Below are 14973 nucleotides of genomic sequence, written 5' to 3'. Positions count from 1 at the left end.
TCGACGAGCTCGGTGAACGTGTCCTTACCGGCCTTGGGAGCCAGAGGCCCCAAGGCATGGAACTGCGTCGTCTCAATGCTGCGCTTGGAAGCCCGTGCTGCTGTTCCCGGACCAGTCAACCCAACTGGTCCCCGCTACCACGGTGCGATTGCGACCTTCGCTCTTGGCCTGGTAGAGCGCCGTGTCCGCCTCATGCAGCCAGGCCTCGGCATCGGTCAGGTGCAGCCCGAAAGGCGCGATGCCGATACTCAGGCTCAGGCGCAAATGCGCCAGGGCAGGGTCGCGGTATTCCTCGACAGCCTGGCGCAGGCGCTCGAGGATTTCCCTGGCCTGTGCCGGTGTGGTGCCGGGGAGCATGACGCAGAACTCGTCCCCTCCATAGCGGGCCACGGGGTCGCTCTTGCGCAGGTAACTGGAAAAGAAGGCGCTGACGATACGTAGAATATTGTCCCCGGCCAGATGCCCATGGCCATCGTTGATCTGCTTGAAGTGGTCGATATCGATCAGGGCCAGGGTATTGGGCAGGTGGTTGGCGCGACAGTGCTCGAATTCACGCAGCAACAGGTCTTTCCAGGCACCGTGGTTGATCAGCCCGGTCAGGCTGTCGGTCTGGCTCAGGCGTGCCAGGGCACGCTTGTGCTCGCCAAGCAGTACGGTGACCCGGTAGCAGATCATGCCGATGGCCATGGGGTAGACCAGCAGGATCGGCAGGCAGGCGAGCATCTGCGCCTGGCTGGTCTCGGGGAACAGCGGCGGCGCGTACAGCCACAGGCCCAGGCCGATGCCCAGCAACTGGGCCAGGAGGGTCTTGAACAGCATGTGCCAGCCGCCAGCGGCGATCTTGTCCATGGCGATCATCGACAGGATGATCACGCTCGGCAGCGGATTCAGGCCCATGACCCCAGCCCAGCAGCCGCCGGCGAAGCCGTCGAACACCAGGTTGCGCTGCTCGCAGCGAAAAGGTTGCGACGACAGCCGGGCGATCTGGAAAGCCAGGTGCGGCCAGACGAAGCCATGGGCCACCAGCAACGCCCATGTCCACCAGGCCGGCTGCAGCGGCCAGATGCCGATCATCACACAGAAGAAGCCCAGCCCCGTGCCGATGGCACGCGGCACGTACATGCGCTTGGCAAAAGAGAGGCCCTTACCCGTTCGCTCGCTCATAGAGGATCACCGATTCGACTGCTGTCCTGGAGGGCACCGGACAGGCGACAGGGCGGGGAAAGGCCCTGGGGTACGGCGACCGCGGCATTGTGCCATCAGCCAGAAGCCGACTTCAAATAACCTGGACGAATTGCATGGGCATGGATAATGTCATCTCGGAATCCACTACTTCCAGCCTGCCATGCGCCTGAACCACCGCCCTGCCCAGCCCGCCGACATCGCTGCCATCTGCCGCTTTCCCCAGGGCCCGGACGAGCTGTTCTACATGTTCCCCAAGGCCAGCTACCCCCTGACCCCGGCCCAACTGAGCGAAGCCATCGCCCAGCGCAGCGGCTCGACGGTGGTCGAGGCCGATGACGAGGTGCTGGGCTTCGCCAACTTCTACAAGGCCGAGCACGGTGGCGTGTGCGCCTTGGGTAATGTGGTGGTGGCGCCGAAGGCGCGTGGCCGTGGCGTAGCGCGCTACCTGGTGCAATGCATGATCGACAAGGCACGGGAACAGTTCGCGGCGCGGGAGGTGTGGGTGTCGTGCTTCAACCACAACACCGCCGGGTTGCTGCTTTATCCACAGCTGGGCTTCGTGCCGTTTGGCATCGAGGAACGGCAGGCGCCGGAGGGTGGCAGGGTGGCGTTGGTGCAGATGAGGCAAGTGCTCTGCGACCCCGATAAACCTCTTGCTACACCCTCCCCCCACCTCAAGCACGCACATAGCGCTGACGCAACAGGTCGCTGAACGCATCCACCAGCAACACCAGCACCAGCATGGCGATGATCACCGTACTGGCCTGCGCCTCCTGGAACAGGCTCAAGGTGGTATAGAGCATCTGCCCCAACCCACCCGCGCCCACGAAGCCGAGCACGCTGGCCATGCGGATGTTGTTCTCCCAGCGGTACAGGCTGTAGGCGAGCAACTGCGGCCAGAGGTTGGGCAAGGTACCGAAACAGAACGCCACGGCCTGGCTACCGCCCTGCAGGCGGATGGCTGCAGCAGGCTCAGCGGGTGCATTTTCCAGCGCTTCGGCGAACAGTCGGCCAAGCACACCGGTGGTGTGCAAGGCCAGCGCCAGGGTGCCGGCATTCGGCCCAAGGCCTGCGGCCAGGACGGTCAGGGCCGCCCAGACCAGCTCGGGAATGGCACGCAGGGCGTTGAGCAGCAGGCGCGCCAGCGATTGCAAGGGCCAACCGAATCGCCCTGCGGCAGGCAGCGCCAGCAGCAACCCCAGGGCCATCGCCAGCAAGGTGCCCAGGCCGGACATGGCCAGAGTCTCCAAGGCCCCCCAACCCACTGCCCGCAAATGGTCGGTGGACAGGTCCGGGCTGAGGAAGCGCGTGGCATATTCGCCCATCTGCGCCAACCCACCGTGGCCGATCACCGAGGCGAGGTCCAGCTCCAGGTAGCCGAACGAGGCCACCACCGCTGCCAGGATGCAGACGATCACCAACAGGTTGAGCAAACGGCTCACGCCAACCTCCCACGCAGGATGCGGCTGAGCAGGTCGGCGAGCATCACCAGCACCAGGAACGCCAGCAGCATGCTCGCCACTTCGGCCCCGGCGAACATACGCATGGACAGGTCGATCTGCTGCCCCAGCCCGCCCGCACCGACGAACCCCATCACCACCGAGGCCCGCACCGCGCACTCCCAACGGTAGACGGTGTACGACACCACCTCCGCGGCCGCATTGGGCAGGATACCGTAGAAGAAGGCCGCCAGCCGGCCGCTGCCCGCCTGCAACAGGGCATGGACCGGGCGCTGGTCGACCGACTCGAAGATCTCCGCATAGACCTTGCCGAGCATGCCGCTGTAGGTGATGGCGATGGCCAGCACGCCAGCGGTCGGCCCCAGCCCCACGGCACGCACGAACAACAGCGCCCAGACGATCTCCGGCACGCTGCGCAGGAACACCAGAAGGCCCCGTACCGGCAGGCGCAGGATGCGCGACCAGGGCCCGGCACGCCCGCCCCGGGATGCCGCGCCCAGCGACAGCGCACGGCTGGCCAGCAGGCTCGTCGGCACCGCCAGCAGCAGCGCCAGGGCCATGCCGGCGGTCGCCACGGCCAGGGTCTGCAAGGTGGCCTCGAACAGCAATGCGAGAAAGTCGCGGTCATGGGCAGGCGGCCAGAAGGCCGCGACGAAGCTGCCCATCTGCTGCCGGTTCTCCTCCTGCAGCAGCACGCCGGGGTTCAATTCGCTCAATTGCACCCCTGGCCACAACACGGCCAGGGCCAGCAAGGTCAGCAACAGACGGGGCAAGGCCGCCGGGTCGCGGGCATCGGCCTTCAGCATCGCGGGATCTGCACCGTCAAGGTCGGCCCCGGCACAGGCGGTGAGCTGAGTTGCTCGTTGGCGTAGAGCGCATCCAGCAGGCTCTCGGTAACGGCCTCGGCCGGGCAGTCGAAAACCACCTGGCCATCGCGGATGCCGACCACCCGGGGGAAATGCGCCAGCGCCAGTTCCACCGCATGCAGGCTGGCCACCAGGGTCACGCCGTGCTCACGGGCATGGCGGTTGAGCAGCGCCAGGCTGTGCTCGGCCAGCACCGGGTCCATGGCCGAGACCGGTTCGTCGGCCAACAGCACGTCGGGGCGCTGATACAGCGCCCGGGCGATGCCCACCCGTTGCAACTGGCCACCGGACAACTGCCCGCACTGGACGAACAGTTTGTCGGCCAGGCCCAGCTCGGCAAGCGCCTGGCGCGCACCCGGCACATCGCTGGGATAGATCAGGTTGAGCAAGCCGCGCAACGTTCCCCACTGCCCCAGGCGCCCGGCCAGCACGGCGGTGACCACCCGCTGGCGCGGCGGTAGCGGCGGTGCCTGGTGCACCAGGCCAACCCGCGCGCGCAAGCGCTGGCGGGCCCCGGACGACAGTGCCCAGGGCTGCTCGTCGAGCAGCTCCAAGCGCCCCGCGCTGGGCCGTACGGCGGTGGCGATCAGGTGCAGCAGGCTGGACTTGCCGGCCCCGGACGGGCCGATGATCGCCACCCGCTCGCCCTTGTCGATGCGCAGGTCCACCGCTTCGAGGGCGCGGACCTGGCCATGGCGCAGGCCTGCGCCGTGCAGATGGATAGTCACTTGAGCAGGCCGGCCTCGCGTGCGGCTTGCTCGGTGCCCACGTAGTTCTCAGGCTTGGTCTCGATGAAGCGGCTGGCGGCCTGCAGGTCGAGGATCGCCTTGTGCTCCGGGTTGGCCGGGTCGAGGGCGAGGAAGGCCTGCTTGATCTTCTCTTTCAGGGCCGGGTCCATCTTGCCGCGCACGGTCCAGTTGTAGTCGTAGTAGGTCGGCGTGGTGGCGAACACCTTCACCTTGCTGGTATCGACCTTGCCCGAGGCGACCAGCTTGTCCCACACGCTGGCGTTGAGCACGCCGGCGTCGACCTTGCCGGCCTGGACCCAGGCAGCAGTGGCGTCATGGGCGCCGGAGTAGGCGATGCGGCTGAAATAGCCCTCGGGCTTGATGTTGTCGTTCTTGAGCATGAAGTAACGTGGCATCAGGCTGCCGGAGGTCGACGAGATCGAACCGAAGGCGAAGGTCTTGCCCTTGAGGTCGGCCAGGCTGTGCACGTCCGGGTTGGCGGTGATGAACTTGCTGGTGAACTGGGCATCCTGCTCACGCTGCACCAACGGCGTCGCGGCCGGGTCCTTCAGGTGCACCTGGACGAAGGTGAAGCCGCCCAGCCAGGCCAGGTCCAGCTTGTCGCTCGCCAGCGACTCGACCACCGCGGGGTAGTCCGCCACCGGCACGAACTTCACGTCCATGCCCAGTTGCTTCTCCAGGTACTCGCCCAACGGCTTGAACTTGCGCAGCAGTTCGGTCGGCGCCTCGTCGGGGATGGCGCTCACCCGCAAGGTTTCAGCAGCCTGGGCGATGACGGCACAGCAGGACAGCGCGAGGCCGGCGGCAAGCGCCAGGGGACGTTTGAGCATGGGGGTTCTCCGGTTCAATAGCGGGGAAGATCAGCGGCGAGCTGCCAAAGAAACTACGAGCTGCAAGAAAGAGCAAATCGGTGCACTGGCTGCTTGAAGCTTGCCGCTGGATGGAGGGGATTATAAGAGGCGCTGGCGCAAAGGCCAGCTTTGCTACAATCGCGCATCACGAAAATCAGAGGTGCGTATGAGCGAGCCGATTCGCCTGACCCAGTACAGCCACGGCGCCGGCTGTGGCTGCAAGATCTCTCCGAAGGTGCTGGATGTGATCCTCGCCGAGAGCGGTGCCCAAGCCCTGGACCCGAAGCTCTGGGTGGGCAACGCTTCGCGCGACGACGCCGCAGTGTATGCGCTGGACGACGAGCGCGGCGTGGTCTCGACCACCGACTTCTTCATGCCCATCGTCGACGACCCGTACGATTTCGGCCGTATCGCCGCCACCAACGCCATCAGCGACATCTACGCCATGGGCGGCGACCCGCTGATGGCCATCGCCATCCTCGGCTGGCCGGTCAACCTGCTGCCGCCGGAAGTGGCCCGCGAAGTGATCCGCGGCGGCCGCGCCGTGTGCGCCGCAGCGGGTATCCCCTTGGCTGGCGGCCACTCCATCGATGCGCCCGAACCGATCTTCGGCCTGGCCGTCACCGGCGTGGTCGGCAAACGCGACCTCAAGCGCAACGATACCGCCACCCAGGGCTGCCGCCTGTACCTGACCAAGCCGCTGGGCATCGGCATCCTCACCACGGCCGAGAAGAAGTCCAAGCTGCGTGAGCAGGACCAAGGGCTGGCCCGCGACTGGATGTGCACCCTCAATACCCCTGGCAGCCGCTTCGGCAAGCTCGATGGGGTCAAGGCCATGACCGACGTGACCGGTTTTGGCTTGCTCGGGCATCTGGTCGAAGTGGCCGATGGCAGCGGCCTGACCGCGCGGCTGCAGTTCGATGCCGTGCCGCGCCTGCCCAGCGTCGAGCACTACCTGGCCGAGGGCTGCATCCCCGGCGGCACCTTGCGCAACTTCGACAGCTACGGCCACCGGATCGGCGCCCTGAACGACGACCAGAAACACCTGCTGTGCGACCCGCAGACCAGCGGTGGCCTGCTGGTGGCCGTGAGCCCCGAAGGCGAAGCCGAGTTCCTCGCCGTGGCCGCCGAACTGGGCCTGTCGCTGTCGCCGATCGGCGAGCTGGTCGAGCGACAGAGCCACGCGGTCGAGGTGTTCTGATGCGCCACGACTGCACCGATTACCGCCAGTTGTTCCTCGACGATGTGCCGATGATGGACATGCGCGCACCGGTCGAATTCGCCAAAGGCGCCTTCCCCGGCGCCGTCAACCTGCCGCTGATGAACGACCAGGAACGGCAGAAGGTCGGCACCTGCTACAAGCAGCACGGCCAGGCCGCCGCCATCGCCCTGGGCCACCAGTTGGTCAACGGCGCCACCAAGCAGCAGCGCCTGGAAGCCTGGGCCACGTTCGCCCAGGCCCATCCGCACGGCTACCTGTACTGCTTGCGCGGCGGCCTGCGCTCGCAGATCGTCCAGGGCTGGCTGAAGGATGAAGCCGGTATCCAGTACCCCAAGGTCAAGGGCGGCTACAAGGCCATGCGGACCTTCCTGCTGGAGACCACCCAGCAGGCGGTCGAGCAGTGCGATTTCGTGCTGGTGGGCGGCCTCACCGGCACCGGCAAGACCGACGTGCTGCACCAGCTGGACAACGTGCTCGACCTGGAAGGCCACGCCAACCACCGTGGTTCCAGTTTCGGCAAGCGCGCCACCGCACAACCGGCGCAGATCGATTTCGAAAACCGCCTGGCCATCGACGTGCTGAAGAAGCGCGCCAAGGGCATGCAACAGTTCGTGCTCGAAGACGAAGGGCGTATCGTCGGTAGCTGCTCGGTGCCGCTGGAGCTGTACCAGGGCATGCAACAGTACCCGCTGGTGTGGCTGGAAGACAGCTTCGCTAATCGCGTGGAGCGCATCCTGCGCGATTACGTGATCAACCTCTGCGCCGAGTTCGTCGCCCTGCATGGCGAAGAGAACGGTCGCCGGCTGTTCGCCGAGCGGATGCTGCAGAGCATGGCCAATATCCACAAGCGCCTGGGCGGCGAGCGCTTCCAGCGCCTGTCGGCCCTGTTGGGGCAAGCGCTGGACGAGCAACTGCGCAGCGGCGATGTGAGCCTGCACCGGGGTTGGATCGAAGGGTTGCTCAACGAGTACTACGACCCGATGTATGCCTACCAGCGCGAAGCCAAGGCCAGCCGTATCGAGTTCGCCGGGGATGGCGTGGAAGTGCGGGAATACCTCAAGGCCAGGGCTCGGCGCGAACCTCGCGTAGCCCCCTAGGGCTGCTTTGCAGCCCATTCGCGGCGCCTCGGCGCCCCGACAAGGCCGCTTCGATCACCAATGATGCGATCTGCAGGCTCCTGGAGCGGCCTTGATGTCGCGAAAGGGCTGCGAAGCGGCCCCAGCCTTCGCCAAGCCAACGGGCTTGCCGGAGCGCCTCGAACGCCTCTTGCTGACACCACACGACCACTTTTCAAAACGACTGCGGCTGCTCCGGCGGCATCAGCACCTTGTCCACATCGAACTGCAGCGAAGGCATCTGGGCCCCGGCATACAGCGTCACGCCAAGCGCGGCGATCAGCGCCACATCGAGCCAGTGCCAGTCAGGCATGTCATTGGCACTGCGCGCCTTCCAGCACCACCAGGCCTGGCCCACGCAAAACAGCAGGATGGCCAGCAACCACAGGTAGAAACCGGCACCAAAACCCGTGACGTCCTGGAAGGCATAGCTCTGGTTGTCTGGCAGGCGCTCGATGCCGAAGCTGCTCGCAGCCAGGTACAAGGCTCCCAAGCCGAGCAGCAGCGCCAGCCGACGAAAGCGCCGGTGCGCCAGGATCGCCACCGCCAGCAAGGGGTTGGCGAACCACTGGTACAAGCCGAAGGGCACGCCCCATGGGCCATACAGCAGCATCTGCAACGCTGGCATGTGCCGCCCGGCCCCCGTCAGGACGCCATCGAAGCACAAGGCGAGCAGGTACAGCAGCAGGCTGAAGGTCAGGTAGTAGGCAGGCAACCGCGTGCTCCATCGGCTCTGGGCAGGCCCCTGACCATACAGCACCCAGGCCTCATGCGACAGGCGGCTCCAGCAGCAAGCCGTAGATGCCCGAGTCGGTGAACTCGCCTGCCACGCACCAGCGCGCCCGCAAGGTGCCCTCGAGGACGAAGCCCTGGCGCTCCAGGGTACGTGCCGAGCCGGTGTTGCGCGGGTCGATCTCCGCTTCCAGGCGGCGCATGTGCAGGGTATGGGCCAGGTAGTCGATGAAGCAGGTCAGCGCCTCGTCCATGTAGCCACGGCCTTGCACGGCGCTGGCCAGGCAGTAGCCGATCTCGCCGCGGCGAGACGCTTCGTCGATGTTGAACAACTGGACCATGCCGATCAGCTCGCCGTTGTCGCGGCGGTACATGCCCAGCTTGAGCATCTGGCCGCTGGCATAGGCCTCGCGATCGGCAGCCAGGGCGCTCTCGGCCTCGGCCAAGTCGTGCCAGGGCGCGTGGTGCCAGTAACGCATGACCTCTGGATCGGCCATGATCGCCAGCCATCGAGGAGCGTCGCCATGACGCATGGGGCGCAGCTGCAGCCGTGGGCTATCGAGGCACAGGTCGCTGGGGAAACTGCGGGGTGGGGTCACGCCGGGACTCCTGTCCATTGCGAAGAAGATGACAGTCTAGCGTCAGCGGGGAGACAAGGCAGTAGTGGAGTCGGCCTGTTTGCCATTTGGGGCAGCTTCGCGCCCTATCGCCGGCAAGCCGGCTCCCACAGGGTCTTCTGCATGACACACGATATGTGGAGCACCACAGACCTCCTGTGGGAGCCGGCTTGCCGGCGATGGGCTGCACAGCAGCCCCAATGCGCAGCAGACAGCTCAGGCCACCGCCGCCCCGTCATCATCCGGCCAATGCGGCTCGTTGGCTTCCGGCGGAGTCAACGGCGCCAGCCCATAGTGGGCCCGGGCGGCATCGCAACTGGGGTTGTGCACGCCATGGGCCCAGGACGCCTCGAATTCACGGCAAGGGGTCGAACGGTTGGCATAGAGCGTACAGGCGACCTGCTTGCCGATCTCCCCATCCAGGCCGATGCAACGGCAGGGCTTGGCATCGGTGCCGATCATGGCGACCCGGGTCGGGTTGATCTGCACCACCAGGTCATCGGGCACCAGACCGCCCGCGGATTGGCATTCGCCCCAGAAGAAGGACACACGGAAGTACCCGCAGCAAGCGCCGCAGTCAAGGCAAGGGTTGTATTCGGACATGATGACACGGAGGGAAGGTTGTTGTTATCGGGGCGCTGCCCGCGCGCCATTTTTAATCCAAGGATGGGGGGGTTGAGAAGAGGGGGATTGCAAAAAATCTCGCCATTTATCAGCTTCAAGCGGCAAGCTGCAAGACGAATCGCGTCGGCCTCCTACCCCGCATGAACTGAAAAGCCGCAAGAGGCCGCCTTCACACGGGCCTGCTTGCGGCTTGAAGCTACGAGCTTGTCGCTTACTTGCGAGCCAAGCCGTCGGCCCGGAACATCTGGCGAATCCCACGGATCGCCTGGCGAATGCGGTCCTGGTTCTCGATCAGGGCAAAGCGCACATGATCGTCGCCATAGTCACCGAAACCGATACCCGGCGAGACGCAGACCTTGGCCTCGGCCAGCAGCTTCTTGGAGAACTCCAGCGAGCCCATGTGCGCGTAGGCTTGCGGGATCTTCGCCCAGACGTACATCGACGCCTTGGGGTTCTCGACCATCCAGCCCAGCTCGTGCAGGCCCTTGACCAGCAGGTTGCGGCGCTGGCGGTACTGCTCGGCGATATCGCGCACGCACTGCTGGTCGCCTTCCAGCGCAGCGATGGCTGCTACCTGCAAGGGGGTGAAGGTGCCATAGTCGTGGTAGCTCTTGATCCGCGCCAGGGCGCTGACCAGCTCCGGGTTGCCGACCATGAAACCGATGCGCCAGCCGGCCATGTTGTAGCTCTTGGACAGGGTGAAGAATTCCACCGCGATGTCCTTGGCGCCCGGCACCTGCATGATCGAGGGGGCCTTCCAGCCGTCGTAGACGATGTCGGCATAGGCCAGGTCATGGACCACCAGCACGTCGTACTGCTTGGCCAGGGCCACCACACGCTCGAAGAAGTCGAGCTCGACGCACTGCGCGGTGGGGTTGGACGGGAAGCCCAGGATCATCATCTTCGGCTTGGGGATCGACTCGCGGATCGCCCGCTCCAGCTCATTGAAGAAGTCCACGCCCGGCACCAACGGCACCGAACGCACCTGGGCACCGGCGATCACCGCGCCGTAGATGTGGATCGGGTAGCTGGGGTTGGGCACCAGCACCGTGTCGCCGTGATCGAGGGTGCCCAGCATCAGGTGGGCCAGGCCCTCCTTCGAGCCGATGGTGACGATGGCTTCGCTTTCCGGGTCGATCTGCACCTGGTAGCGCTCCTGGTACCAGCGCGAGATGGCCCGGCGCAGGCGTGGGATGCCGCGGGACGTGGAATAGCCGTGGGTGTCGTCACGCTGGGCGACCTGCACCAGCTTCTCGACGATATGAGGCGGCGTGGCACCGTCGGGGTTGCCCATGCTCAGGTCGATGATGTCCTCGCCACGGCGGCGGGCAGCCATCTTGAGCTCGGCGGTGATATTGAAGACGTAGGGGGGGAGACGATCGATGCGCGCGAAACGGCGCGGCGAACCTTGGTCGGCCATGCTTTCCTCGAAGACGTAAGCGCCCGGAACCGTCCGAGCGACGTTGGCCACTGCGGTGGCCGATTCGGAAGATAATCCCGAAAGAGAATTTCTGTAAAGGGATTTTTCTTGTCCGCCTAGAGTTTTTCAGACGAATTTATTGAATCCATTAGATCTGCGGTGTTCGAACTTGCCCGCGAAAGGGGCCGGCACAAGCAGCACAAAATGAAAAACCCCGGCACAAGGCCGGGGTTTTCACGTAGCAGGCGACTGTCAGCGCGCGTAGGTCATCAGCACATCGGCTGCCGTCTGGCTGTCCACCGACATCATCACGCTCAGGGCAGTGACGGTGAGGATGGAGAAGCCAAACACCTTGCGCGCCCATTTGCTGTCGTCCTCGGCCTTGTAGCCACCCCAGGCCATGTACAGCCAGTACAGGCCCATGGCGGCCGCCACGGCCAGGTAGCCGAGGCCAGCATAACCGCCAAGGGTCAGCATCAGGGTAGCGAGCACGAAAGCCAGCACGTACAGCACGATCTGCTTCTTCGCCGCGAGGATACCGCGCGCCACCGGCAGGACCGGAATGTTGGCAGCGCTGTAGTCCTTGAAGCGGAAGATGGCGATCGCGAAGCTGTGCGGCATCTGCCACAGGCTGAACATCACCAGCAGGGTCACTGCGGCCAGGTCGAAGCTGTTGCTCACGGCGCAGTAGCCGATCACCGGAGGCATGGCACCGGACAGGCTGCCAACCAGGGTGCCGTGCACCGATTTACGCTTGAGCCACAGGCTGTAGAAGCCCACGTAGACGATGAAGCCGACCAGCGCGCAGAACGCCGCCAGGGGGTTGGCCTGGACATACAGCAGGCTGAAGCCCGCCACCCCGAGCAGGGTGGCGTAGGCCAGCGCAATGGTCAGCGGCATGCCGCCCTGGACCATGACACGGTTCTTGGTACGTTCCATCTTCTGGTCGATGTCGCGGTCGATGCAGTTGTTGAACACGCAACCGGACGCGACGACCAGGGAAGTACCGACGACCACCGCCAGGAACAGGGCGAAGTCCACATGGCCCTTCGCGGCAAGGAAGAAACCGCCTGCCACGGAAAGCACGTTACCGAAAATGATCCCCGGTTTGGTGATTTGGATAAAGTGCTTAACGGACATGCAGTCTTACCTCACTTGGCCATCATTTCGATGTGGATGCTGAACATGATCCACAGCGACAGGCCGACCAGCAGAGCGATTACCAAGGTGGTGAACAGGAACGTCGACACATTGGAACGTTGCTCTTTCGAGCGGTCCATGTGCAGGAAGTACACCAGGTGCACCACCACCTGAATGACGGCCAGGGCCACCACGATCAGGACGGTCAGGTTCTTCGGCAGGCTCGGGTACATCACCAGGCCGAACGGGATCGCAGTCAGGATGATCGACAGCACGAAGCCGATCATGTAGGACTTCACGCTGCCGTGGTTACCTTCGTGATGAGTGTCGTGTGCATTGGCCATTACAGAACCCCCAGCAGGTAGACGACGGTGAAGACGCAGATCCAGACCACGTCCAGGAAGTGCCAGAACAGGCTCAGGCAGCTCATGCGGGTCTTGGCGGTCGGGGTGATGCCCTTGGTCTGGATCTGATACATCAGCACAGCCATCCAGATCAGGCCCGAGGTCACGTGCAGACCGTGGGTACCGACCAGGGCGAAGAAGCCCGACAGGAAGCCACTGCGGTTCGGACCGTAGCCTTCGGAGATCAGGTGATGGAACTCATAGACTTCCATCGCGATGAAGCCGGCACCGAACAGGAAGGTGATGGCCAACCAGCCCAGCACGCCGCCCTTGTTGCCCTTGAACATCTGCAGCATGGCGAAGCCGAAGGTGATCGACGACAGCAGCAGCAGTGCGGTTTCAACAGCTACGAAATCGAGCTGGAAGATGTCATGACCCGACGGGCCGCCGGCAAAACTGCCGGACAGCACCGCGTAGGTGGCGAAGAGCGACGCAAACAGGATGCAGTCGGTCATCAGGTACAGCCAGAAACCGAGGACGGTCATCTGGCCCGAGTCGTGGTGGTGATCGTCGTGCCCATGGTCGTGACCATGAGCAGCGCCGTGGATTACTTGACTGGACATTGATTACACCCGCTCAAACGATTCGACACGTGCGCCGCCGGCAGGCAGTGCACCGGCCTGGGCCAGCGCCTTCATGCGCTCGCCTTCGATACGCGCCACTTCTTCGGCCGGAACCATGTAGCCCTGGTCGTCACGCGCAGCGTGGCGAACGAAGACAGCGATGGTCGCAACCAGGCTCGCGCCAACCAGCCACCAGATGTGCCAGATGAAGGCGAAGCCGAACACGGTCAGGAACAGACCCATGAACAGACCGGTGGAGGTGTTGCTCGGCATGTGGATCGGCTCGTACTTGCCCGGCACCTTGTAGGCGACACCGGCTTCCTTGGCTTCGTGCCAGGCGTCCAGGCCAACCTTCTCAGGCATGTGGGCGAAGTTGTAGAACGGAGGTGGCGACGAAGTCGACCATTCCAGGGTACGGCCACCCCATGGGTCGCCGGTCACGTCCAGGTTCTGGTTGCGGTCGCGGACCGACACGTACAGCTGGATCAGCTGGCAGGCGATACCGAACAGGATCAGCACGGCGCCGACGACGGCAACGTACAGGTACGGTTCCCAAGCCGGGTTGTCCGAGTGGTTCAGACGACGGGTCATGCCCATGAAGCCCAGGGCGTACAGCGGCATGAACGCTACGTAGAAGCCGGAGATCCAGAACCAGAAGGCAGCCTTGCCCCACTTCTCGTTCAGGGTGAAACCGAAGGCTTTCGGGAACCAGTAGGCGAAACCGGCGATGTAGCCGAATACCGCACCACCGATGATCACGTTGTGGAAGTGGGCGATCACGAACAGGCTGTTGTGCAGGACGAAGTCAGCACCTGGAACAGCCAGCAGGACGCCGGTCATGCCACCGATGGAGAAGGTGACCATGAAGCCCAGGGTCCACATGATCGGCGCGGTGAAGCGCAGACGGCCCTGGTAGATGGTGAACAGCCAGTTGAACAGCTTCACACCGGTCGGAATGGAGATCAGCATCGTCGCCAGGCCGAAGAAGGTGTTGACGCTGGCGCCGGCACCCATGGTGAAGAAGTGGTGCAGCCATACGGCGAAGCCCAGGACGGCGATCGCGCCCGATGCGTAGATCATCGAGTGGTGGCCGAACAGACGCTTGCCAGCGAAGGTCGAGGTGACTTCCGAGAACACACCGAAGGCCGGCAGGATCAGGATGTAGACCTCAGGGTGACCCCACGCCCAGAACAGGTTGACGTACATCATCGGGTTCCCACCAAGCTCGTTGGTGAAGATGTGGAAGTCCAGATAACGGTCAACGGTCAGCAGGGCCAGGGCAGCGGTCAGGATCGGGAAGGAAGCGACGATCAGGACGTTGGCCCAGGTGCAGGTCCAGGTGAAGATCGGCATGTCCATCAGTTTCATGCCAGGCGCGCGCATCTTCATCACGGTGACGAGGAAGTTCACGCCGGTAAGCGTCGTACCCAATCCGGAGAGCTGTAGCGCCCAGATGTAGTAGTCCACGCCCACGCCAGGGCTGTACTGGATACCCGCAAGCGGCGGATAGGCCACCCAGCCGGTCTTGGCGAATTCACCAACGCCCAGCGAGATGTTGACCAGCAGCACGCCTGCCAGCAGCAGGTAGAAGCTCAGGGAGTTCAGGAACGGGAAGGCGACGTCACGCGCACCGATCTGCAGGGGCACGGCCAGGTTCATCAGGCCAGTGAAGAACGGCATCGCCATGAAGATGATCATGATCACACCGTGGGCGGTGAAGATCTGGTCATAGTGTTCAGGCGGCAGGTAGCCTTCGGCGCCGCCAGTGGCCGCGGCCAGCTGGGTACGCATCATGATGGCGTCGGCGAAGCCACGCAGCAGCATGACCATCGCGACGATGATGTACATCACCCCGATCTTCTTGTGGTCGACCGTGGTCAGCCACTCGGTCCACAAGTAGGTCCACTTGCGGTAATAGGTGATAGCACCGATCAAAGCGATACCACCGAGCGCGATCATGGCAAGCGTCACCATGACTATCGGCTCGTGATAGGGTATCGCCTCCAGACTTAGTTTACCGAACAT

Annotated in this window: 16 protein-coding genes; 3 read left to right on the top strand and 13 right to left on the bottom strand. The window is 64.2% G+C overall.

What is annotated here, in order from left to right; genetic code table 11:
- Positions 1-72 precede the first annotated feature (72 nt).
- A complete protein-coding gene (locus NJF35_RS00510) occupies positions 73-1164 on the bottom strand; it encodes a diguanylate cyclase (protein WP_253090573.1) in 1092 nt (363 codons plus the stop codon).
- A 181-nt stretch (positions 1165-1345) separates the two neighbouring features.
- Between NJF35_RS00510 and NJF35_RS00505 the strand changes: the two genes are divergently transcribed.
- On the top strand, positions 1346-1897 hold the full coding sequence (locus tag NJF35_RS00505) for a GNAT family N-acetyltransferase (protein ID WP_253090572.1): 552 nt from the start codon (positions 1346-1348) through the stop codon (positions 1895-1897).
- Here NJF35_RS00505 and phnE read toward each other — a convergent pair.
- From phnE to NJF35_RS00485, 4 genes are read right to left on the bottom strand one after another with little or no spacing between them, the layout of a single operon-like run.
- Positions 1860-2627 (bottom strand): phosphonate ABC transporter, permease protein PhnE, encoded by a 768-nt coding sequence (gene phnE / locus NJF35_RS00500; protein WP_253080788.1) that lies wholly within the window; start codon positions 2625-2627, stop codon positions 1860-1862. The two genes, NJF35_RS00505 and phnE, sit on opposite strands and share 38 nt — an antisense overlap.
- A complete protein-coding gene (locus tag NJF35_RS00495) occupies positions 2624-3451 on the bottom strand; it encodes a PhnE/PtxC family ABC transporter permease (protein ID WP_225788593.1) in 828 nt (275 codons plus the stop codon). The genes phnE and NJF35_RS00495 overlap by 4 nt, the downstream gene beginning before the upstream one ends.
- Positions 3445-4239, bottom strand: a complete 795-nt coding sequence (locus NJF35_RS00490; RefSeq protein ID WP_253090571.1) for a phosphonate ABC transporter ATP-binding protein — start codon at positions 4237-4239, stop codon at positions 3445-3447. The genes NJF35_RS00495 and NJF35_RS00490 overlap by 7 nt, the downstream gene beginning before the upstream one ends.
- Complete coding sequence (locus NJF35_RS00485) at positions 4236-5090, bottom strand: putative selenate ABC transporter substrate-binding protein (RefSeq protein ID WP_225788591.1); 855 nt, start codon at positions 5088-5090, stop codon at positions 4236-4238. The genes NJF35_RS00490 and NJF35_RS00485 overlap by 4 nt, the downstream gene beginning before the upstream one ends.
- 187 nt (positions 5091-5277) lie before the next feature.
- On the opposite strand from NJF35_RS00485, the gene selD reads away from it, so the two are divergent.
- A complete protein-coding gene (gene selD, locus NJF35_RS00480) occupies positions 5278-6312 on the top strand; it encodes a selenide, water dikinase SelD (protein WP_253090570.1) in 1035 nt (344 codons plus the stop codon).
- Positions 6312-7430, top strand: coding sequence for a tRNA 2-selenouridine(34) synthase MnmH (mnmH, locus tag NJF35_RS00475; RefSeq protein ID WP_253090569.1), 1119 nt, complete (start codon positions 6312-6314; stop codon positions 7428-7430). Before selD ends, mnmH begins: the two co-directional genes overlap by 1 nt.
- Positions 7431-7623: 193 nt before the next feature.
- Here the strand turns inward: mnmH and NJF35_RS00470 are convergent, their stop codons facing one another.
- From NJF35_RS00470 to cyoB, 8 genes are all read right to left on the bottom strand, one after another.
- Complete coding sequence (locus NJF35_RS00470; RefSeq protein WP_225788588.1) at positions 7624-8163, bottom strand: hypothetical protein; 540 nt, start codon at positions 8161-8163, stop codon at positions 7624-7626.
- 52 nt (positions 8164-8215) lie between these two features.
- Complete coding sequence (locus NJF35_RS00465; protein ID WP_225788587.1) at positions 8216-8779, bottom strand: GNAT family N-acetyltransferase; 564 nt, start codon at positions 8777-8779, stop codon at positions 8216-8218.
- A gap of 234 nt (positions 8780-9013) precedes the next feature.
- A complete protein-coding gene (locus tag NJF35_RS00460; protein ID WP_225788586.1) occupies positions 9014-9400 on the bottom strand; it encodes a YkgJ family cysteine cluster protein in 387 nt (128 codons plus the stop codon).
- Between the two features lie 232 nt (positions 9401-9632).
- Positions 9633-10841 (bottom strand): alanine transaminase, encoded by a 1209-nt coding sequence (gene alaC / locus NJF35_RS00455; RefSeq protein WP_225788585.1) that lies wholly within the window; start codon positions 10839-10841, stop codon positions 9633-9635.
- Between the two features lie 252 nt (positions 10842-11093).
- Complete coding sequence (gene cyoE, locus NJF35_RS00450; RefSeq protein ID WP_225788584.1) at positions 11094-11981, bottom strand: heme o synthase; 888 nt, start codon at positions 11979-11981, stop codon at positions 11094-11096.
- Positions 11982-11992: 11 nt separating this feature from the next.
- Positions 11993-12325 (bottom strand): cytochrome o ubiquinol oxidase subunit IV, encoded by a 333-nt coding sequence (cyoD, locus tag NJF35_RS00445; protein ID WP_225788583.1) that lies wholly within the window; start codon positions 12323-12325, stop codon positions 11993-11995.
- The gene (gene cyoC, locus NJF35_RS00440) at positions 12325-12948 is read right to left on the bottom strand and encodes a cytochrome o ubiquinol oxidase subunit III (RefSeq protein WP_225788582.1); all 624 of its coding nucleotides are present in this window, start codon (positions 12946-12948) and stop codon (positions 12325-12327) included. Before cyoC ends, cyoD begins: the two co-directional genes overlap by 1 nt.
- A gap of 3 nt (positions 12949-12951) precedes the next feature.
- Complete coding sequence (gene cyoB / locus NJF35_RS00435; protein WP_225788581.1) at positions 12952-14973, bottom strand: cytochrome o ubiquinol oxidase subunit I; 2022 nt, start codon at positions 14971-14973, stop codon at positions 12952-12954.

The organism is Pseudomonas guariconensis (genome assembly GCF_024127895.1).
GTDB lineage: Bacteria > Pseudomonadota > Gammaproteobacteria > Pseudomonadales > Pseudomonadaceae > Aquipseudomonas > Aquipseudomonas guariconensis_B.
Note: the sequence above shows the minus strand (reverse complement) of the source record. Positions and strands in the feature narration are given on the sequence as shown.

Excerpts from the sequence above, each read along its gene's own strand:
- NJF35_RS00510 (WP_253090573.1), bottom strand. The coding sequence starts at position 1,164 with ATGAGCGAGCGAACGGGTAAGGGCCTCTCTTTTGCCAAGCGCATGTAC.
- NJF35_RS00505 (WP_253090572.1), top strand. The coding sequence starts at position 1,346 with ATGCGCCTGAACCACCGCCCTGCCCAGCCCGCCGACATCGCTGCCATC.
- NJF35_RS00495 (WP_225788593.1), bottom strand. The coding sequence starts at position 3,451 with ATGCTGAAGGCCGATGCCCGCGACCCGGCGGCCTTGCCCCGTCTGTTG.
- NJF35_RS00485 (WP_225788591.1), bottom strand. The coding sequence starts at position 5,090 with ATGCTCAAACGTCCCCTGGCGCTTGCCGCCGGCCTCGCGCTGTCCTGC.
- selD (WP_253090570.1), top strand. The coding sequence starts at position 5,278 with ATGAGCGAGCCGATTCGCCTGACCCAGTACAGCCACGGCGCCGGCTGT.
- mnmH (WP_253090569.1), top strand. The coding sequence starts at position 6,312 with ATGCGCCACGACTGCACCGATTACCGCCAGTTGTTCCTCGACGATGTG.
- NJF35_RS00460 (WP_225788586.1), bottom strand. The coding sequence starts at position 9,400 with ATGTCCGAATACAACCCTTGCCTTGACTGCGGCGCTTGCTGCGGGTAC.
- alaC (WP_225788585.1), bottom strand. The coding sequence starts at position 10,841 with ATGGCCGACCAAGGTTCGCCGCGCCGTTTCGCGCGCATCGATCGTCTC.
- cyoE (WP_225788584.1), bottom strand. The coding sequence starts at position 11,981 with ATGTCCGTTAAGCACTTTATCCAAATCACCAAACCGGGGATCATTTTC.
- cyoD (WP_225788583.1), bottom strand. The coding sequence starts at position 12,325 with ATGGCCAATGCACACGACACTCATCACGAAGGTAACCACGGCAGCGTG.
- cyoC (WP_225788582.1), bottom strand. The coding sequence starts at position 12,948 with ATGTCCAGTCAAGTAATCCACGGCGCTGCTCATGGTCACGACCATGGG.
- cyoB (WP_225788581.1), bottom strand. The coding sequence starts at position 14,973 with ATGTTCGGTAAACTAAGTCTGGAGGCGATACCCTATCACGAGCCGATA.